This window comes from Gluconobacter sp. OJA (assembly GCF_039638325.1).
GTDB lineage: Bacteria > Pseudomonadota > Alphaproteobacteria > Acetobacterales > Acetobacteraceae > Gluconobacter > Gluconobacter cerinus.
In genome coordinates this window covers 1-17991 of the sequence record NZ_JBDIWI010000007.1, presented here as the reverse complement: position 1 = coordinate 17991, position 17991 = coordinate 1, and the positions used below count along the sequence as shown (strand labels likewise).

Below are 17991 nucleotides of genomic sequence, written 5' to 3'. Positions count from 1 at the left end.
CTCTCCTCAGGCGGCGCGGGCGGCGGCCACAACAGTCTTCAGGGCGTCGTTGAAATCTTTGCAGCCACCGTGGGGAATACGGCGGATCACGCGGACACCGGCTTCGCGGCCCAGCTCTGCAAGGCGCGCGGCATAGCGGTTTCCGGCGTCATCATTATCGGTTGCAGCCACCAGAACGGCAGCCGGATCCTTTGCCATTTCAGCCAGCTCGGCCGTAAGGGCTTCGACCGTCTCCGGTCCCATGCCACCTGCGGTCGAGCAGTACAGGGTTTCGCGCGTGCGCTCGCTGTCGAGGGCGGCGTAGGACAGGGCATCAATGGCGGACTCACTCACCACCAGCCGACGGACCGTTCGGCCAAGGCCGGGCTGGAACCGGAAAAGCGTTTTGACCGTACCCGACAGACACATACCCTTGGTGTCCGGACCGCGCAGTTCCGCACCACAGATGGTTCCCTTGGCATCGCGGTGGCAGAACCAGGCGGCGTGATAGCCGTCCCGGATGCAGCCGGTCATGATGGCCCGACGCAGAACCCATTCCGGAAGGCAGCGCTCCTCGGTGAGATAGGCCCAGACCTTCGTGCCGGATTTGAGCTCCTTCCTGGCCTGCCAGCGCTCGGCCGGAGCAACGTCTGGCGTTTTCGCCTGACGCTCGCGGACGTATTCTGCCCCCTTCGGTTCAATGCCCACCAGCTGACCCAGCTCACGGCAGGCGTCGCGAAACTTCAGACCGGGCGTCAGGCGCTGGATCAGGGAGAACACATCCCCCTTTTCGTCCGATCCCGTATCCCACCAGCCACGGCCTTCATGATTGACGATGATTGTCTCGCCCTTGCCCGCACGGTATTTCAGAGCGTTCCGCGTGCTTTCGGGCTTGTCGAGAAGATAGCCATGGCGCTCTAGCAGCAGAGCACAGGAGACGCCTTTGACAATGTCGGTCCGGTCGTCGTCAGACAGTCTGAACGGCTCAAAGCGTGCCATGATCGTCATCCTTTCTCGCTTCGGGGCGGCGCAACGGTCAGAACCGGCCTCAACGCCCCTGTGATCTGGGTTTAATTTAGGAAAAATCCGCAAGTATTGCAAGTAGAAATGGCTATTTACTGCGGTTTTCATGGTTTTTATTTGTGGTCACTAGCCTATATGCGAACATCGCCACCACACACTTAATGAATACTTAAACAAGCCTTTCGTTCGACCCGTGCCGGAGGCAAAAGGGGCGAAAGCAAGCGCAGCGACGCCTTTCGTCCCGACACTGCCAGGTCCGTCACAAACGCAGCGCAGGACACGATGCCTTCTCAGGGGACCCGGCTGCACGGAGCAACCGAAGAGCGCGGAGGAAGCTGGGGTGGAAGGTCGTCTTGTCCGGAGTGAGGCTTGTGGCACTCCAGACCTTCCCGGCCAGACGCTCCCACACCTTCAGGCACAGTCCCGGTTCGCAAAAGGATTTGGAATCACGCTGTCCTCTCGAGCAACGCGCGCGCGATCCGGAAGATGGGCCGATCCTTCAAGCTCGCGGGCAATGGCGTCGATCTGAGCCTTCAGGGCCTGAATATCCTGCAGGCCGATCCGGTCCCTTCGAATTTCGAGGCGTCCGTACAGAGCGATCCGCTCAGTTCCGTTCTCAATCGTCAGGTCATCAATCCGAACACTTTCGCCTGCGTCCAGGAAAGGAATAAAACTCATGGTGTGGTCTCCAGCACAGGGCTTCCGGAAGCAGGCCGGATGCGAACAGCATAAGGACTTTTCAGGGGGCGAGGCAGCTGCATGGCCGTCTGACGGATCTCATCAGGCAGGGATGGAAAGGGGTTTACCCCCGTCGCCTGGGTCAACGCGCCGATGCTGATGATCGTACAGGTTGGTTGGCGGCTATTTTGACAGAAATACGCGCCTGCTTCGTCCTCGGCGGGATCGTAAACAGCCTTCCAGGTCGCAGAGGGCACAAAAACCCGATGCGATCCGATGGTCTTGACCGACGCTCCGAATGCCGGTCCGGTCACGACGTAAAGCTCGCCTTCGCGCTGTGCGAGACGACGCACCGCCATTTCCACACCCGTCCAGATGCCTTCATTCAGTTCCGGGGTCTGGGGAACCACATTGGCGAGCGAAAAACTCTGCTCCTGCGCCTGAAGACTGGGTTCATCCCCCGAACAGGCCATATGGCCTCGGTCATAATCCGACGCGCGGTAATCGCTCAGCTCTGCCCGGTCCTCAAAGGTCAGACGGGGATCGGCATGAAAGAACCGGACGACCCGGCCGATCTGCATGCTGCGTTCCAGGTCTTCCTCGGTCAGATGTTCTGCCGTCCACAGGGGGCCATGACTGATGCCCGAATGCAGGACAGCAAAGGCGTCATTGCACAGAAGCACGGTCTGCTGCCCAAGCGCCTCGTTGGTCAGAACCGGAAGCTGGCCGTCGCCGCCAAATTCGGCACACCCGGCCGGTGCCGCCTGACTTGCGGTGGCCCAGAACAGGGCGCTCAGGGCAAGCCCCGCTCTGTGGTGTCGCATCGCCATTCCCTTTCCTCCCGGATGCCTGTGGTGTGCATGCCAGGATGACACGGCCTGTTGTGAGTGAAGGATCAGGGCTGTCAATGGGAGACACCCAGCAGTGTGCGTTGCGCCGAACGATGGGCGGCGCTGGCATCGCGCCGCAATGCAGCCCGTAGCGCCGCGCCAAGACGGACGTCATTCGCGTCGTCAGCCAGAAGATCCGCTTCCGCGTAAAAACGCCGTGCGCGGCCAATGGTCTTGCCTGCCGAGACGGCGCGGTGAAAGACGGGCGCCTCAAGAGCGGGAAGAAAACTGGACGTAGGGGTGAGCATCTGGATCTGCACGATGCGGTTCCTTTCTTGTGTTTATTGACCGGATGCGGGCCGCGCTGCGGCCCTGATGTCAGTGGAGGAAGGAGAGGATCAGCGGGCCTGATCTCAGTCTTCCGTCCCAGGCAGGGAAGCGCGCTTGACGGCCCGACCGTCGCTCGCAAGGCATCGCTTTCCGTCGTGCATGTAGTGGTTGCGGCGAACCTTTCGATACACGGCTCCCAGCTCTGCCCCAGCCATGCGAAAGGCTTCTCCGAGTTCAAGATCTGCAAAGAGAACCGTGTCCGGCCCGAAAATCTCTGCCTTTTTACGGGCTGCTGTCAGATCTGTTTTCCTGCGCTTGGACATGCTCTGCCTCTCTCGGTTTATTTCGTTCCCGATCGGCAGCCTCGTGGGGCGGGCGGCGTGGCAAGGGCGGCGCTGTGCGCCGGGAGCGGAGCGACGCACCCTTGCTACGACGCCTGCCCCATGAGAGCCCCTTCCCTCCCTCCTCTCTCTCTTTCGCGCGCGTCTCTTTTCTGCCCCGGAGGTTTTCATGAGGGCCGAATGATTCCGGTATCTCATTGTTTTTGTTGACTTTTGTTTGTGGCGCGCTTTACGCTTGCCGCACAACGACAGGAGGACACCGATGAGTGCACAGACAGATCAGGCCGCCACGGTGATCCGCTTTCCGCAGGAGCGGCGTCGTGCGCCGACCCTGGACGCGCTCACCGACGCAATCCTGCCCGAGACGCAGTTGCGGTCGCTTGCCGAAATCCGGGCCGTGACACCGCCCCGACAGGTTGAGCGCCTCCGCGCGTTCGGACGCGAGAGGGCGCGACAGATTTTCGGAGCCACCCCCTTGCCCGACACGCGGGAGGGTCGTCAGCGCATGGCGTCTGACTGGCTGACGCTTCTGGTCGGTCGGGCACTCGCCCGGGTTTCCGACGCACGGTCCCTTACGGAACAGGCGGAGCGGCGCGAGATCGAAGATCCGCAGCGCGACGGCATCTATGACGATCTTGCGCAGGCGCTGCGCGCCGAGATCGTCGCCTGGGAGACGGCCCAGAATATTCTGGGCGGATGGGAGGTCGTTCAGGGCCTGATCGACGATCCGGACTCCTGCGCCGTCACGGACAGCGCAACGTGTCAGAGCAGACCCATCTGAACAGGCTGCTGCCGGGAAAGGGTCGCAGACAACGCCGGAGCCAGTGAGATGCGGGCTGCATGATCGGCCGGCACGCCGTGACGGTCGAGCAATCTGCGCAACAGCGCCTGTTCGCCCCGGAGCGTTTCCTGCCGCAGTTCAGCGCGGTACAGGTCGAGCACCTGATGCTCGACCAGAAGAGCCGCGATCCGGCTTTCCACGTCTGACCAGGTCCAGGCGGGATCGCCGATCCCGCCACGTGCGATGATCTGATCGAGGAAGGCGAGACGCCCCTGCGTCGAGCTGAAATACCGGCCCGCAAAGCCGTTCCGGTTAAAGCAGGCGATAAACCCCCACATCTGGCTGACGCGCTGGTACAGCGCCTTGCTGAACCCCTCCTCCGGCAATCCTTTCGCAACAAAGGCGAGGATTGCATTGGCCAGTTTCGCCTTGTCCTGCGGTGAGCTCCACTGGGTGGCCGTCAGGCCCTCGGCCTCAATGCGGACGCGCCGCAGGTGTGGCAACAGCAGGCTCATGCGGTGGCCTCCTGCGCGAGCGCGGACAGAGCCTCCGCGACAGCGCCGGCAAGATCGGGCCGCCGCGCGATCAGCCAGCCCGTCAGTGCGGTGCGATCCGCCGCGTCCACAAGGGAGACGACGCGGTCGACGTCGCAGCGTCTCAGCTGCTCCACACTGTCAGCGGCCACCGCCACGGCCGAGGCCCAGATCTGGTCTCGCGACTGCGGACCCGCCACCATGGCAGGCGTAGCATCGGACATTTTTCTTCTCCTGAAGGATTTCAAGGACGGCCGGTCAGGCCAGAAATTCGAGGGTTTCCGGGGTGATGGTCATGCGCAGTGTGTCGCCTGCGGCCTGCCTGAGGGCCTGCCGCACAAGCGTCGCCTCCAGGAACTCGCATCCGTCATCCCCGCCAAAAGCCTGGCGCTTCACGTCATAAGCCCTGCCGGCGTTCTGTGCCGGGTCCGCTTCGCGCGCATACGCGCACAGATTGGGCTTCTGACCGTCATCGGACGGCAGAAGGGGAAGCCCGTTCGACATCATGTAGATCCCGTGATCTCCAACCAGCCACAGACCCGCAGGGATCTTTGCAGGATCGACGTCGTCCTGACGGCCCCATTCGCGCGCGCCGTGCCCGGGCTTGCGCAGGCTCTTGTCAAAAAGCTGCGTCAGCGTGGCACGGCGCTCGGACGCGGCCTCTGCATGGGCGAGAAGGCGCTCGATCAGCGCGCGGTCGAAGGTGACGATCATGGGATAGTTTCCTTGGATCAGAAATGAAAAAACCCCGCACGATGGCGGGGTCTGGAGGCGTTCGGTGACGTGGAGGCTTCAGCCCCGACCATGGGCGGTGTGGGACGCGGAAGCGAGATAATGATGGGGCACCGGCCCCGCCAGAAAGCTCGGCAGGCACGTAAAGGCGAAGACCAGGGCGAGAAAACCGAAGACCCCACCGGCCAGTCCGGCAACGTCCTTGATGTCCTGAAGGGTCTGCTGGGAAATCTGCATGAAAGGTCACTCCTGTTGCCGTCATCTCTTTTCTCTGATGACCTCTCCGGCACAGGCACAGGATGGCTGCGATGGCACAGGCGCCGCGCAGCGGCGGGATCTCCACGACCCGGAGCCCGCCAGGGCGAGGACGCGTGGAGACCCACCCTTTGCCAGCGCAGACAGCCTGTGCTGCCCCTCTTTCCTTCTGCTTCTTTCCCTCTTTCTTCGTCCTGCTCTCCCTCCACCCGCCTCGCGCGGGTGACGATACGGGGTTCAGATGTGTCCATTTTGGCGCGCGGATTTCTCCTGCCCGGCCTCATCCACCAGCTGATAGGCCGTCAGGGTCAGGTGGCCCGTCCAGCGATGCCTCAGGACGATCATGGGAACACCCTCGACCGTGCCATGCTCCCCGCGGCGGCTCGCCTCGGCGATCTGGGCGCGCGTGACGCGTGGCAGCTGCGTCCGGGTTCGGAAATCCGTCTCCGCCGCCTGTCGGTCCGAATAGGGGCCGTGCCAGTGCTGGGCGGCCTCTTTCGGCCAGAACGACGTCACGCGCAGATAGACACGCCCATCCGGTGCAACGCCAAGATGGACCTTGCGACGATCCAGAAGGCAGGTCTCGATCTGGAGAAGGCTCTCATCGACCATGGAAAACTCGCTCGTTTTTTTGAACTGCAGGATCTGGCAGGGGAGACCTGGTCCGCTCCCCTGCATTGGCCTCAGGCTGCCAGTTGGTCCGCCAGTGAAGCCGCAATCAGGACGGCGGCGGCCAGGGCAGGATGCTGGTGGGCGCGATAGCGCGACACCAGAGCGTCCCGGGTCTCCCAGCCCAAAGCGGTCGCAGGCGCGCCAATGATCTCGAGACTGGCCGCGACTTCCGCGGCCCATCCCTTGAAGCCAAGATGGCCGTCGTCAGACAGGCGTTCGGCCTCGGTGAGCGAGACCTCGCGCGGCTCTGCACCGTCCATGCGGAATGGCGTGTACCGTGTTCCCCATGAGGCCACACCTGCCACGCCCTCGTGGGGAACCGGGTCTGCAATCGTGGTTTCCAGCCATTCAGAGGTGCCAAGCGCCTCTGAATCGTAAGCCGCGTCGAAGCCGCGCGGCTTACGGCTGCCACGATTGATCGTGACCATGATCTTGAAGGACCGTCCAGGGTGCTGAAAAGCGGTGTCGCGGCCGAAACTCAAGATGAGCGGCTTGAGGCCATCCACAGACTTTGCCTCGACAACGCGCCGCTCTCCCAGATGGGACATGAGCGCCATCGTGGTGCTGGTGAAATAGCCCTCGCGCTTTGCGGTAGCGGGCGTCGCACTGAGCGTAAAGAAAGCCATGTCGATCTCCAGATATGACAAAGGCCGCCTCGCGGCGGCCTGAAAGAACTGTGAAGGGGCGAGGTGGGGTCAGAAGACGTATTCGGCGCTGCCAAAGACTTCCTGCCAGGGGCTCCGGCTCGTGGAGTGACAATCGGACACCGGATCATAAGACCCCGATCTGAACTGCTTTCGGATGTTGTCGACAGTCTTCTGCGCGGCATCATCCAGCGGATTGTCGCAGTTGACCGATACGGACCCGTAAGAGGATTTGCGCACACGGAACGTGTGCTTTGGCAGCGCAGCTTTCAGGAGACGGCGGATGTTCTTTCCTGCCAGCACGCCGCTCTGGTCCGATCCCTGCTCCAGATGAGCGTATTCGGGATCGGTGCGCAGACGCTCGATTTCAGCCACATGGGCCGCCGCAGCCTGATCTTTCCGCGCCTGTTTTTCAGCACGGCATGCTTCGGCATGAGCGTGCAGCTGCGCAATTTCCTCCGGGCCAGCCTTGGGCTCATCGTGGAAGATCGTCCACTGCACACCGTGCAGAATGCTCTCGGGCAGCATCCTGCTGATACTCCCGCAGGCGAAGACGATGTCAAAGCTGGCATTGCCCCCCGCGGCAATGAAGCCGCCAGCAAGGCGTCGGATCGTCTCGGGACGAGGCGTGCCATGGACCGCATACACGACGCCCCGGCCTCTGTTGTACAGGATGGTGCTGACGCGGGTGCCCACGGTGACAGTCGGGTGTTCGGACATGCTGATCTCCTTCTCTTCATGTCTCTTCAACTGTCCTCTCCGGGGTCAGGGCCTGGCTGGCGGGGCAAGGGCGACGCGTCAGCGGCGGTCCCGCAGGCGTCAGCCGAGGACACCACCCCTTGCGGCGACAGACAGGCTCTGGCACCCGCGCCCTCTCCTCTTTCTCTCCCTTTTCTCTTCGCTTCTCGCCCTCGCGCGGACAGGCTCTTCCCCCGTGAAACAAGGCATCGTCTCACCGCACGAAAAAGGGCGGAGCCATGCTGACTCCGCCCTTGAAAATCGTAACCGGTTCGTCCAAGTTCAGAGGTGAGCCGTGAGGGGCTTCGCAAAAAACACCTCACGGCCCGGTTTACCTTAAGTGATTTACTCGGAGAGGCTCTTCAGTGCGGTGGCAACCGCCTGAAGGGTCTTCTTCGTTTTACGAAGGATCTTCGTAAACCACTTACGGTCCACCACGATCACGAAGATCATGGTTTCCCCTTTCACTTTGACGACTGTGGGCAAAGCGACCCCCGACCCACACCCGGTTACGATTTTCGGGGGCCGCGACGTCTAAACCGTAACCTGAACAGACGTTTCGTCACGCGGACTCATCAGGCAGCCCCGATCTCCTGTTGTGCCAGATCAGGCGTTACGCGCAAGCCTGGCCCGGAACCCTAGTCCGGCCCCGACCCTACCAATGTCACAGTCCTGCGTTCGGCAACGGATTTCAGCGCCTGCACAAGAGGGCTCAGTGTTTTGATTTCCTCTGACAGATCCTCCGTCCGGTCTGAGGCCGCCATTTCCAGACAAAGCACGTCGTGCGCCGTCGCGGCCATCCCGACGTCGATACGCACAGTCTCATGATCTCCACTGGCGATGCTGTCGGCCATGTCGACCAGATCGAGAGAGGCAAGACAGTCACCTGTTTCAAGATCGATGACACAGGCGCCACCACCATAACCGTCGAGGCGGGGCTTGCTACAGTCATAGCTCCACACCACAGACCACCTTCTGCCTGCACAGAGCTTTTGACGGGCACACGCCTGGACAAATTCAATCAGTCCATCGACATTGCTACCACCGTCGTCATGAACCCACAGAGGTGCCGTTCCGTCTGTCGCGGGATCCACAATTTCCACTCCAAAACGGTAGTGTTCGTCGTGATGCGGCTGTCGCTCCTCCCACTGAGCGTTGTGGGCGTCCCGGAGCGCAAGCGCACACGCGCGTGCTTCAACGCTTCGGAATGGAATCAAGGCTGAGAATTTTGAATAGTAGTCTGCCATAGGGGCTCTTTCTTCTGTCTGCTTACAACCAAGGCGGCACTCAGAAGAGCGCCGCCTGACGTCAGGTCTATTCGTGGCCGTGTGCTGGCTCAGATCCGAAGGATCTCCAGCCGGCCTCCCATGGCAGCCTGCATGGCCACCAGTTCCTGCGGCACCACGAGGTCCGGTGTTTCTGTCGGCTCATCCTCCGTGACGTCCGGATCGCCAGCGTCTTCTCCGCCCTCCTCCTCCATCACGTCGTCCAGATCCTCCGCGTCCGCACACGCCAGACCGTCTTCATCCTCGTCTTCCAGATCGTCCTTCAGGGCGGCCCACTTCGCGCGGCGGGCCTGCCTGTTTCGAACCTCTTCGGTCCAGACGCCAATCGCCTGCGCAAAGCCTGCGGCCTCCGGAACCCAGTGCCCGTCTCCCACGGCGTTCAGCAGGGCGGCCCGCATTTCCTTGCCTGTGTTGAGTGGTGCGAGCCCATGCGCCTGAACCGCTTTGGTGATACCGGGCTTGCTGTAGGTCTTCAGAAAATCCTCATCGGCCATGCTCGGCATGTGGGCATCCGCGTCGAACAGACAGCCCAGCAGTTCCGCTGCCATGCCGGAACCGGAGTGCAGGCTGACCTCGCAGTTCATGAAGCCTCCGAGGCTTTCCAGCGCGTGGCGGCGGATGAGCGCTTCATCACGCACCAGTTCGCCTTCCGGAAACAGCGCTTCCATGGCGGTCTTCACCGCGTTCTCCTGAGGCGAACTGCTTTCGCAGCCATAGATATGGACGTTGTTGGCATTCAGTGCGAGCAACAGGCCGGCCACCAGATCCCACGGATCCGCATCTTCACTTTTTGCTTCCAGCGCCCTCCTCAGCGCGAGAGTCCGCACGGAGCCGATCATCTTCAGACCCGTGCCGGAGATGTCAGCGCGCTCCTTCTTTGGGGGTGGCGTCTGCTCCACCACGCGCGGTTCGGAGCGGACGGTTTCCTCACCTACGAAGCGGAATTTCCGCTCTTCAACTTTCAGGGTACTCCGATTGAGCCAGTATCCGACAACATCGGTCTCCTGCTGGCCCATCCAGTTCGTGACGAAGTTATAGCCCTGAGGGCGGAGGGGAGACCCATACTCGTCCGTCTCGATCGCGAGCGTTCCTTCGGGACGATGCTCGGCAATCCAGTCTTCCTGCGCCGCCCGAAACGCCGTGGCATCCGTGACGTAGCGATTGTCCTCACTGCCCTGCCCGAACAGATCTTCGGTCCAGACCACGCCATGCTTTTGCGCCAGCGCATCGTCAAACCGGGCATCACGCGCATACCACTCCTCCTGACGCAGGTGCCAGGTGAAGTCACGCCAGTCCACGGTATCCTCCGGGTCTTCGGCGTTGAGACGATACCCGGCCGGGTCCTCTCCCTCCTCCACACTCTCGGCAAACATCTCGGCCCAGGCAGCGGCCTGATCCTCCAGAGACGACAGGGCCAGAGTCCGACGCTCTTTCAGGTCGGGGCCGCGGCCAATCTCGATGGCGTGCAGGATTGGCGGATGCAGCTTCGCGAGAAGGGTTAGCCCCTTGAGATAGGCCGGTGTCACCATGAGGGCCACGCAAAGCTGCTGGTCGGTATAGCCAAGCTCCTCACGCATCCGGGTCACGGCACGCCACTGGTCCGGCTCGGTCATGCCTTCGCGGATCATGTTCTCACTGGCCGCCGCAAGATCCTCAAGACCGTTGTCGACCTTCGTGACATGGACCTGAATTTCCGTCAGACCCGCATAAATCGCCGCTTCCGTCCGTCGATGGCCCGCGATGATCATCAGGCTGCCGTCCCCCAGCTCACGCACGCGCGGCGGATGGACAAGCCCGACTGCGCGGATATTCAACGCCAGCTGGCGAATGCTCGCCTGACCGGGCTTCGTCTGACGGGGATTGTTCGGGTTCGCGATCAGGGTGTTGGGATCGACAAGGCGCAGTTCGTCCATGATGGGCTCCAGTGATGTCGTAAGGGTGTCGAAAAGGTATCGTGGGGGGAGACGTCAGGCGGTCAGGCTGTGCGCGAGGTGGGAGACCACACGCTCGATATGCTCGACCTCCAGCTGTCGCGTTTCCAGCGTCAGCGCGGCCGTGCCGTAAGACCCGTCTTCATCATTGTCGTAATCGGTCTGCACGCGGCGGATAACGGTTTCGACGCAGTGCCAGACCACAAGGTCAAAGCTGTTCGGAAACAAAGGGGCAATCGTCTGGTCAGGTCCAAGCGCTGCAACGGCCTTCTCAAGGGACAGGTCTTCGAACAGATCCGGACTGTCGTCCGCGGTCACATGAAGCGTTGTCCACCAGCCTTCCTTGGCCTCGTACTCAACTTTGACTGTTTTCACGCCATGCGCCTGCATCGCGTCAAAAATCAGCGTCAGGTTTGCTCTGAGCGCCACTTCGGCCGCGGGTTGTCCTGCCGGGTCTGACACGCCTCTCTCCTTTTTTCTGTCGTGATGATCTCGGCGCGGGCACGGGGCGTGGTTTCGCGCAAGGCCGCGCGTCAGCGCGCCCGGCCTGAGCCTTGCGCGGAGCCGCGACCTGTGGCGGCTCCCTCTCTCATTTCCGCTTGTTTTCCTGCCCCCTTCTCGTCTCCCTGAGGCAGGCAAGGCGGTGGCGGTTCAGTCGTAAAAAGGCAGCGTCTCGTCGATCGACCCGTCCCGATCGAAGTGGATGTAGTGGCAGTCCTGCTCTCGCGCCTGAACCATCAGGGCGGCCAGTTCCGGAGACACGTCCTGCGGGACGTCCTCCGCCTCGGTGGGAACATAAATCATCCAGCCATAAGGCCCGCCCAGACAGCTTCGCCCTGCTGTGCCCCCGCTGCTGAGATAAAGCTCGCACGCATCGCGTTCTGCGGCCGGAAGATGCCCGGTACTGAGATCCAGGTGCCGGCAGACGAGGCCTGCGGACGTCGGAAGGACTTCGCTCATGCGCGGGCCTCCGGCCGGACAATGAACGGTGTCAGACAGGTCGCCCCTGTCCAGCGATGAAAGGCCAGAATCATCTCGCCATACTCGCGCGTCTTCGTAAGTGTCCCGTTCCGACGCCTGCGTCTGACATCCTCGGGTGTCAGCACAGGCAGCGCATGGCGGTCCACGAAGTCGGCCTCGGCCTGAGCGGCATCCGCATACGGGCCATGCCAGTCATTCCGGTTGACCGGATAGGCGTCCACGGTGCGCAGGAGCACCTCACCGCTCGGATACGTGAAAATTTCCACGCGCAGGCCGCACAGAACTTTGGAGACGGTCGTGGTTTGCGGGGACGTCTGATGGTCGGACATGCTCTCTTCCTCTGATTTCTCTTTCAACCTCTCCGCGGATGCAGGGGCTGCCCGGTGCGGCAAGGCCGCGCGTCCGCGCGCCCGGCCTGAGCCTTGCCGCACCGGGCGGGCCATGCCCGCCCCTTTCCCTCTTCTTATGCTGCCGCTTCTTCTTCCTCGCCTTCTCCCCCATTGTCGTTGACGCTCAGGCTCTCCATCGCGGCCAGGGCTTCCGCAGCATCCGCCTCTCGCCGCGCTGTATCCTCGGCCAGATCCGCCTCCAGAGACGCCATTTCCTCCTCCTTCTCCTCCAGAAGTGCGGCCTCGCGGAACGGCATCCCGTCACGGGCGCGGTAGCCGGGCAGCTTGCGCTCCGTCTCGGCAACCACACGCTGCGCATCCGCAAGCTCGCTGTCGAACCGCAGCAACGTGTTCTCGATGCGGGCGATGAACCCGAGCGGCGCAGTATCGTGATCGAAGTCGATCCCGATCATCCGGTCCTCGGCCACGATGGCGATGGTCGCGTCCCATTCCGTCTCACCCATGAACGTCGAGCTCCAGGTCTCACACACCAGCTCAAAACCGCCGATCTCGCCGAGTGTCCACCGGCCTTTCTGCTCGGCCCGTTTGGCGGTGCGCGCCTGACCCATCAGCCACCTGCCGGCATCCTGCCGCTCGGTCATCACATCCGACTTGCGCACAAGCTGGAACGCCTCGCCCCGTGTGGACTGGCGTTTCGCGATATCCGCCCGGATCTTCGGAATAACGGCTTCGGCCACCCTCTGATCACGCTCGGCCCGCTCGATCGCGCGACGCACGTTGAACTGGTCGTCGTAATGGGCGGCTTTGAGACGACGCAGACGGGCCAGCTCCGCTTCCAGTCCGGCCTTTTTCATCAGGCGTTCGTCGCCCGAGGCCAGTGCCTTCGCCATGGCAAACTGGTTCGCACTCTCGCCGATATCCTCCAGACGGCGGATCGACCGGTCTCCCGACATGGCCAGACACAGGAAGCGCTGCTTGCGCTCCAGAAGCTGCCAGTTCGTGGCATCCACCGATCCTTTCAGGGCATAGGCGTAAATCTGGATGACCGGGTTCTGGTTGCCCTGACGTTCGATCCGCCCCTCACGCTGGATGATGTCGGCCACCAGCCAGGGCACATCGAGATGGTGCAGGGCAATCAGACGCTGCTGTGCGTTCACGCCCGTGCCCATCGTCGCACTCGAACCGATCAGGATGCGTTTGCGTCCGGAATTGAGATCCCTGAACAGTCCCTGCTTGGCCGCACTCTTTTTGTAGTGCTGCATGAAGGCGATCTGCTCGCGCGGTACGCCCATCCGCATCAGCTCGTCGCGGATCCACAGATAGGCCGAGAAGCCCCGTTTCTCCAGCGCGGCTTCCGTACCCAGATCCGAGAAGATCATCTGCACGGCCCCGGGCAGGTCATACGGTTTGCCGGTATCGGGATCGGTGTAACGGTTTTCGCTCGTCGCCTTCCAGATGTCGAAGACCCTCGCGATCATGACGTTCAGCTTGTTGCCGGTGTCATTGTCCTCCCAGGATCGGACAAAGCGCAGATCAATCGCGGCGTGACGCGCATCGTTGATCACGGACAGGATGATATCCTCCCCCTTCTGCGGCTTGCCCTTGCGCTCCTCGATCACCTTGATCCGCGCTTCCAGTTCCTTCTGGTAATCGCGGAAGGCGGGTCCGCTGTCTGCGACGATGATCTGTCGGCTGCCCGTGGCGACTTCAGGCAGCTTCACATACTGGCGCAGGTCGTCCTGCTGCACGACGTCCGCAAAATGCCGGTACATGGCCATCAGATCGGCCACGTTCACGAACTCCGCAAACCGCGTCACAGGCTTGTACAGCCCGCTCGGCTGAAGCTCGAGTTCCGTGCGGGTCTCCCCGAAATTGGCGGCCCAGGCGTCGAACTCGTGCAGGCCACGCTCGATCAGGGCGTCGATCTGCTGGAAGCGCTGCACATTGTACATCTCGCCCAGAGTGTTCGTAATCGGCGAGCCCGAGGCCATCACCAGCTCGCGACCGGGGTTGAGACGGCTCAGATAGCGGGCCTTGACGTAAAGGTCCCAGGCCCGCCCGCTGCCGTTGGGATCCACCCCTTTGAGGCTGGACTGGTTCGTACCGAAGCTGAGCTTGCGGAACTGCTGCGCCTCGTCCACGAGGATCTGGTCGATGCCAATCTCGCCGAGATGCACCAGATCGTCCTTGCGGCTGGCCAGCCCCTCCAGCTTGGCCTCCATCCCTTCCTTCATGCGCTCGATGCGCTTGCGCGACACGCGATCGTCCTTGTCCACGTCGCACAGCAGGCTCTCGTAAGACGCGATCTGCGCCTCGATCATCGCCTGCTCGAACTTGGTCTCGACCGGAATGAACTTGAAGGCATCATGCGTAATGATGATCGCGTCCCACTGACCCGTGGCCGCACGGGCCAGGAAGCGCTGGCGCTTCGCCTTCACGAAGTTCGTCTCGTCCGCCACCAGAATCTTCGCGGTCGGGTAGAGCATCAGGAACTCGCGGGCCATCTGCGCCAGACAGTGTCCTGGCACCACAACCATGGCCTTCGAGATCAGGCCAAGACGGCGCTGCTCCATGATCGCCGCGCACATCGAGAAGGTTTTCCCCGAGCCCACGGCATGCGCCATGTAAGTGTTGCCCGTGGCGATGATGCGCCAGACCACCCGCTTCTGGTGGGCGCGCAGCTGGATCGTGGTGCTGGCCCCGGGCAACTGCAGATGCGAGCCGTCAAAGGCGCGGGGGACGAGGTTGTTGTAGGTGTCGTTATACAGCCGCACCAGACGCTCGGCGCGCTCTGGATCCTGCCACACCCAGGCCTGGAAGGACGTCTTGATGGCGGCGAGCTTTTCCTTGGCGGCCTCGGTCTCCTGGGCATTCAGCTGCCGGTGCTCGCCGTTCTCGTCGCGCCAGGTGTCCCAGATCTGCGGAATGGCCTGATTGAGCGCATCCTCGATCAGTTCCCCTGCGGGACGGCGTTCGGTGCCCCAGACGGACGTCGCTTCAGCCTTGCCCCGGAACGGTCCCTTGTCCAACGTCCAGGACGCCACCTCCTTGGTGTGCCACACGCCGGCTTCGACCCCGATCACCTCGGCGATGAAGCCCTCGATGTCGGCGGTTGGGATCCACGGCGCGCCCAGACGGGCCGTAATGTCACTCGGCCGCAGATCCTCGGGCTGGGCCTCTTCCAGCGCGGCCACGGTGCGGGCGAAGCGGGGATCGGTCTCAGCGGCCTTGCGGGCCTCCGCCAGCTTCGTGCGCACCGCGCCTGACAGCGCCTCGTCGGCTGGCACCCAGACATCGCGTCCGGGCTGGCTGCGTCCGGCATCGAGGTAGATGGCACTGCCCAGTTCGGCGATAACCTCGTCCTCGGACCGTCCCAGCAGTTCGGCAATGCGCGGGAGCTCCACGACACCCGTCTCATGCAGGCAGACCGCAAGGGCGTCATGGGCGCTGTGCACCTCCGGCTCCAGCGTTGCCTGGATCACACGCTCGGAGAACAGCGGCCCCTGTGTGCCGACCTGCCGGTCCTCGTCGTACTCCTCAATCGAGCTGACCAGCCAGACGTCCGGATCGTCGTAGAAGGGCTGGAGGTTCGGACGCCGCTGCGTGGTGCTCTCGTCCCCGGTCCTGGGATCAATGCGCGTGCTGGTCAGCGTCAGGTTGATCGGCCCGAACTGTCGCACAAAGGACTGATAGGCGCGCTTGAGGTCCGCCTGGAGCGCGCTGTAAGGCAGGTTCTCCACCTGGGCGCGCAGGACCGAACGGGCGGCATCGCGGACCGGGATCAGGCCTTCGATGATACGCGCGTGCTTTTGGAAAATACCGTCCTTCTGCTCGCCTTTCTTGACCTTCACCGCCACCGACTGGCCGTCAATGATCTGGTGCAGCGCGCCCTTTTCGATCAGGTAGCTGCCTTCCTTGAGGCTCGCCCCCTCCCCTGCCGTGCCGACATCCGCACGTCGGCTGTCCCGCAGCGCCTCGACGTCAAGCGTCTGCGGGACCGGGAAGCGTGCCAGTCCGGCCAGACGGGAGAGTGCGCTCGGCAGGGCGTCGTCGAGCATCAGCATCGGGTTCGCCGCGCAGGTGTATTCCGGCCCGAACTGCCCGCTCGTCCAGCCATGCCGACCCAGCACCTGCTGGCCGTTCTCCGCAAAATAGCGGTTGATGCTGAGCGGTCCCTCCCCCTCGTCGGTGTCGGACAGGTCCGCAACGTCCAGCCAGGCGGTCCCGCCCGGGCTGTCTCCGATCTCGCGACGGCGCAGGACCAGCACGTCCACGACCACGTCGGTCCCGGCATCATCGCGCATCGCGCCAGCCGGCAAGCGGACCGCCCCGACCAGGTCCGCCGTTTCGAACAGGTGCCGGCGTGCAGTGGCGTCGCGCTTGTCCATCGTCCAGCGTGACGTCACGAACAGACCCATGGCACCGGGGCGCAGGCGGGACACTGAGCGTGCGATGAAGTAGTCGTGCAGCGACAGGCCAAGCCGCCCCAGCTCGTCCGTGCCACGCACCGTGCGGTTGCTGAACGGCGGGTTGCCAATCGTGAGGTCAAACTGCTCGGCAATCTTCGCCGTGGTGAAGTCCTCAGACCGGACCCACTGGTTCGGAAACAGCTTTCGGGCGATGCGGGCCGTCAGAAGGTCGTTCTCGATCGCCGTCCAAGCCGTCTTCGGGGCAAGTTTCTCCGGGATCGCGCCCATGAACAGACCCGTGCCACAGCCCGGCTCCAGCGCACGTCCGCCACGGAACCCCATCTGCGCGACGAGATCCCACATCGCATGGACGATCAGTTCCGGCGTGTAATGGGCGTACTGCGTGGCCCGCGCCAGTCCGGCCCGCTCCTGCTGGCTCGTGAGCGTTTCAAGCTGCACCCCGATCTCTTCCCAGCCCTGACGGAAGGCTTCGCCCGGACGGGGGAACAGGCTGTTGGCCAGCTCCCCGGCTCCAAATCCCGTAAACTTCGCCAGCAAAGCCTGCTCGGACGGCGTTGCATTGCGCCCCTCGGTCTCCAGTTCGCTCACGAGACGGATGGCGGCAAGGTTGTCCCGTGCGCGCGCTTTCCAGCCCTGGGACAGGTCGCGTGTGCCACAGAGACGGAAGTCAATCTTTGGCGCCACAACCGGGGCTGCAGCGGCTTCTTTCGCGAGGGAGGCGGCCTCGTCGAGCGCACGATCTCCGGGCAGGTCGCCCCAGAACAGGGTGTTGCTGCCGCCACCAAGGGCGGAAGTGTCGAAAAAGCTGAGCTGGGTCTTGCTCATGGGAGAAACTCCGGACAAGCGGCAGCGCCCGGTCTGCGCGGGGGCAAACCGGGGGGCCGGAAAACAAACAGGATGGGTTTGGGCGAAAGGCGCTCAGGCCTTCCGGATCAGGTCACAGCGGACCGAAGCGCAGGGAGATCTGTTCGCGCTCACTGTGGGACAGACGCGACAGGGCCTCACGGTGATAGGGCGATCCCTGACGGGCCTGGCGCGCGACCTGCCACCAGGCATTCTGGTCCGAGCAGGTCACGCCGCGCAGCTGGGTGTCAGCGTGTTCCGGGCCGCAGCCTTTGAGAATGGTCCAGCCCTCGCGGTGGGCCTGAACCAGGCTGAAATTCTGTGTGGGGGTTGGGCGTGTGAGGGCCATGACGGGCATCGTCTGCTTTCTCCTTTCTGACCCTTTCCGGCGAGCGCGGCGTCGTTCTGGGCCGCAAGGGCGACGCGTCAGCGTCGGGACCGCCCGGCCCGCAGCGCCAGCGAGGACACGGACGGACCCACCCCTTGCGGCACAGGGCGATCCCGTGGTGCCTGCCCTTCTTTCCTTCCTTTTCTTTCTTCTTTTTCTTTTACGGTCCGCGTCTTCTGCGATGTGTGCTCTCACGATCAAAGAAACATGACCGTGTTTCGACGCGGCTCAGGGAACTGTTAATAT

20 protein-coding genes are annotated in these 17991 nt (G+C 63.0%); 1 reads left to right on the top strand and 19 read right to left on the bottom strand.

Features of this window, described 5'->3' with window-relative positions; all coding sequences use genetic code 11:
- Positions 1-6 precede the first annotated feature (6 nt).
- The 5 genes from ABDK75_RS17245 to ABDK75_RS17225 form a co-directional block, all read right to left on the bottom strand.
- Positions 7-978, bottom strand: coding sequence for a DUF3991 and toprim domain-containing protein (locus ABDK75_RS17245; RefSeq protein WP_346006562.1), 972 nt, complete (start codon positions 976-978; stop codon positions 7-9).
- Positions 979-1413: 435 nt separating this feature from the next.
- Positions 1414-1680: a hypothetical protein gene (locus tag ABDK75_RS17240; protein ID WP_346006561.1), complete on the bottom strand. Its 267-nt coding sequence runs from the start codon at positions 1678-1680 to the stop codon at positions 1414-1416.
- Positions 1677-2504, bottom strand: a complete 828-nt coding sequence (locus ABDK75_RS17235; RefSeq protein WP_346006560.1) for a DNA/RNA non-specific endonuclease — start codon at positions 2502-2504, stop codon at positions 1677-1679. The genes ABDK75_RS17240 and ABDK75_RS17235 overlap by 4 nt, the downstream gene beginning before the upstream one ends.
- 80 nt (positions 2505-2584) lie before the next feature.
- On the bottom strand, positions 2585-2830 hold the full coding sequence (locus ABDK75_RS17230; RefSeq protein ID WP_211569390.1) for a hypothetical protein: 246 nt from the start codon (positions 2828-2830) through the stop codon (positions 2585-2587).
- A gap of 93 nt (positions 2831-2923) precedes the next feature.
- Entirely contained in the window at positions 2924-3163 is a 240-nt protein-coding gene (locus ABDK75_RS17225; protein ID WP_062022268.1) for a hypothetical protein, read from the bottom strand.
- 280 nt (positions 3164-3443) lie between these two features.
- On the opposite strand from ABDK75_RS17225, the gene ABDK75_RS17220 reads away from it, so the two are divergent.
- Positions 3444-3962, top strand: coding sequence for a hypothetical protein (locus ABDK75_RS17220; protein ID WP_346006559.1), 519 nt, complete (start codon positions 3444-3446; stop codon positions 3960-3962).
- On the opposite strand, the gene ABDK75_RS17215 is transcribed toward ABDK75_RS17220, so the two are convergent.
- The 14 genes from ABDK75_RS17215 to ABDK75_RS17150 form a co-directional block, all read right to left on the bottom strand.
- Positions 3944-4477: a hypothetical protein gene (locus ABDK75_RS17215; RefSeq protein WP_346006558.1), complete on the bottom strand. Its 534-nt coding sequence runs from the start codon at positions 4475-4477 to the stop codon at positions 3944-3946. The two genes, ABDK75_RS17220 and ABDK75_RS17215, sit on opposite strands and share 19 nt — an antisense overlap.
- Positions 4474-4719 carry a hypothetical protein gene (locus ABDK75_RS17210; protein WP_346006557.1) on the bottom strand — a complete coding sequence of 82 codons (246 nt, stop codon included), beginning with the start codon at positions 4717-4719 and terminating at the stop codon, positions 4474-4476. The genes ABDK75_RS17215 and ABDK75_RS17210 overlap by 4 nt, the downstream gene beginning before the upstream one ends.
- Before the next feature lie 34 nt (positions 4720-4753).
- Positions 4754-5209, bottom strand: coding sequence for a DUF3085 domain-containing protein (locus ABDK75_RS17205; protein ID WP_234931166.1), 456 nt, complete (start codon positions 5207-5209; stop codon positions 4754-4756).
- A gap of 78 nt (positions 5210-5287) precedes the next feature.
- Positions 5288-5464, bottom strand: coding sequence for a hypothetical protein (locus tag ABDK75_RS17200; protein WP_211569394.1), 177 nt, complete (start codon positions 5462-5464; stop codon positions 5288-5290).
- A gap of 255 nt (positions 5465-5719) precedes the next feature.
- A complete protein-coding gene (locus tag ABDK75_RS17195; protein WP_346006556.1) occupies positions 5720-6094 on the bottom strand; it encodes a hypothetical protein in 375 nt (124 codons plus the stop codon).
- Positions 6095-6165: 71 nt separating this feature from the next.
- The gene (locus ABDK75_RS17190) at positions 6166-6780 is read right to left on the bottom strand and encodes a hypothetical protein (protein ID WP_346006555.1); all 615 of its coding nucleotides are present in this window, start codon (positions 6778-6780) and stop codon (positions 6166-6168) included.
- A gap of 69 nt (positions 6781-6849) precedes the next feature.
- The gene (locus ABDK75_RS17185) at positions 6850-7518 is read right to left on the bottom strand and encodes an LPD29 domain-containing protein (RefSeq protein ID WP_346006554.1); all 669 of its coding nucleotides are present in this window, start codon (positions 7516-7518) and stop codon (positions 6850-6852) included.
- 656 nt (positions 7519-8174) lie between these two features.
- A complete protein-coding gene (locus tag ABDK75_RS17180) occupies positions 8175-8783 on the bottom strand; it encodes a hypothetical protein (protein WP_346006553.1) in 609 nt (202 codons plus the stop codon).
- An 89-nt stretch (positions 8784-8872) separates the two neighbouring features.
- Positions 8873-10735 (bottom strand): ParB N-terminal domain-containing protein, encoded by a 1863-nt coding sequence (locus tag ABDK75_RS17175; RefSeq protein WP_346006552.1) that lies wholly within the window; start codon positions 10733-10735, stop codon positions 8873-8875.
- A 54-nt stretch (positions 10736-10789) separates the two neighbouring features.
- Complete coding sequence (locus ABDK75_RS17170) at positions 10790-11215, bottom strand: hypothetical protein (protein ID WP_064272997.1); 426 nt, start codon at positions 11213-11215, stop codon at positions 10790-10792.
- 189 nt (positions 11216-11404) lie between these two features.
- Entirely contained in the window at positions 11405-11713 is a 309-nt protein-coding gene (locus ABDK75_RS17165; protein ID WP_346006551.1) for a hypothetical protein, read from the bottom strand.
- On the bottom strand, positions 11710-12063 hold the full coding sequence (locus ABDK75_RS17160; RefSeq protein ID WP_346006550.1) for a hypothetical protein: 354 nt from the start codon (positions 12061-12063) through the stop codon (positions 11710-11712). Before ABDK75_RS17160 ends, ABDK75_RS17165 begins: the two co-directional genes overlap by 4 nt.
- A 134-nt stretch (positions 12064-12197) precedes the next feature.
- On the bottom strand, positions 12198-17339 hold the full coding sequence (locus ABDK75_RS17155) for a DEAD/DEAH box helicase family protein (protein WP_346006549.1): 5142 nt from the start codon (positions 17337-17339) through the stop codon (positions 12198-12200).
- A 112-nt stretch (positions 17340-17451) separates the two neighbouring features.
- Positions 17452-17715 carry a hypothetical protein gene (locus ABDK75_RS17150; RefSeq protein ID WP_346006548.1) on the bottom strand — a complete coding sequence of 88 codons (264 nt, stop codon included), beginning with the start codon at positions 17713-17715 and terminating at the stop codon, positions 17452-17454.
- Positions 17716-17991: the final 276 nt, after the last annotated feature.

What these genes read in the sequence shown, in the direction of transcription:
- ABDK75_RS17235 (WP_346006560.1), bottom strand. Translation starts at nt 2,504, where the DNA reads ATGCGACACCACAGAGCGGGGCTTGCCCTGAGCGCCCTGTTCTGGGCC.
- ABDK75_RS17150 (WP_346006548.1), bottom strand. Translation starts at nt 17,715, where the DNA reads ATGCCCGTCATGGCCCTCACACGCCCAACCCCCACACAGAATTTCAGC.
- ABDK75_RS17190 (WP_346006555.1), bottom strand. Translation starts at nt 6,780, where the DNA reads ATGGCTTTCTTTACGCTCAGTGCGACGCCCGCTACCGCAAAGCGCGAG.
- ABDK75_RS17200 (WP_211569394.1), bottom strand. Translation starts at nt 5,464, where the DNA reads ATGCAGATTTCCCAGCAGACCCTTCAGGACATCAAGGACGTTGCCGGA.
- ABDK75_RS17220 (WP_346006559.1), top strand. Translation starts at nt 3,444, where the DNA reads ATGAGTGCACAGACAGATCAGGCCGCCACGGTGATCCGCTTTCCGCAG.
- ABDK75_RS17245 (WP_346006562.1), bottom strand. Translation starts at nt 978, where the DNA reads ATGGCACGCTTTGAGCCGTTCAGACTGTCTGACGACGACCGGACCGAC.
- ABDK75_RS17165 (WP_346006551.1), bottom strand. Translation starts at nt 11,713, where the DNA reads ATGAGCGAAGTCCTTCCGACGTCCGCAGGCCTCGTCTGCCGGCACCTG.
- ABDK75_RS17155 (WP_346006549.1), bottom strand. Translation starts at nt 17,339, where the DNA reads ATGAGCAAGACCCAGCTCAGCTTTTTCGACACTTCCGCCCTTGGTGGC.
- ABDK75_RS17185 (WP_346006554.1), bottom strand. Translation starts at nt 7,518, where the DNA reads ATGTCCGAACACCCGACTGTCACCGTGGGCACCCGCGTCAGCACCATC.
- ABDK75_RS17180 (WP_346006553.1), bottom strand. Translation starts at nt 8,783, where the DNA reads ATGGCAGACTACTATTCAAAATTCTCAGCCTTGATTCCATTCCGAAGC.
- ABDK75_RS17210 (WP_346006557.1), bottom strand. Translation starts at nt 4,719, where the DNA reads ATGTCCGATGCTACGCCTGCCATGGTGGCGGGTCCGCAGTCGCGAGAC.
- ABDK75_RS17225 (WP_062022268.1), bottom strand. Translation starts at nt 3,163, where the DNA reads ATGTCCAAGCGCAGGAAAACAGATCTGACAGCAGCCCGTAAAAAGGCA.
- ABDK75_RS17195 (WP_346006556.1), bottom strand. Translation starts at nt 6,094, where the DNA reads ATGGTCGATGAGAGCCTTCTCCAGATCGAGACCTGCCTTCTGGATCGT.
- ABDK75_RS17205 (WP_234931166.1), bottom strand. Translation starts at nt 5,209, where the DNA reads ATGATCGTCACCTTCGACCGCGCGCTGATCGAGCGCCTTCTCGCCCAT.
- ABDK75_RS17215 (WP_346006558.1), bottom strand. Translation starts at nt 4,477, where the DNA reads ATGAGCCTGCTGTTGCCACACCTGCGGCGCGTCCGCATTGAGGCCGAG.
- ABDK75_RS17160 (WP_346006550.1), bottom strand. Translation starts at nt 12,063, where the DNA reads ATGTCCGACCATCAGACGTCCCCGCAAACCACGACCGTCTCCAAAGTT.
- ABDK75_RS17175 (WP_346006552.1), bottom strand. Translation starts at nt 10,735, where the DNA reads ATGGACGAACTGCGCCTTGTCGATCCCAACACCCTGATCGCGAACCCG.
- ABDK75_RS17240 (WP_346006561.1), bottom strand. Translation starts at nt 1,680, where the DNA reads ATGAGTTTTATTCCTTTCCTGGACGCAGGCGAAAGTGTTCGGATTGAT.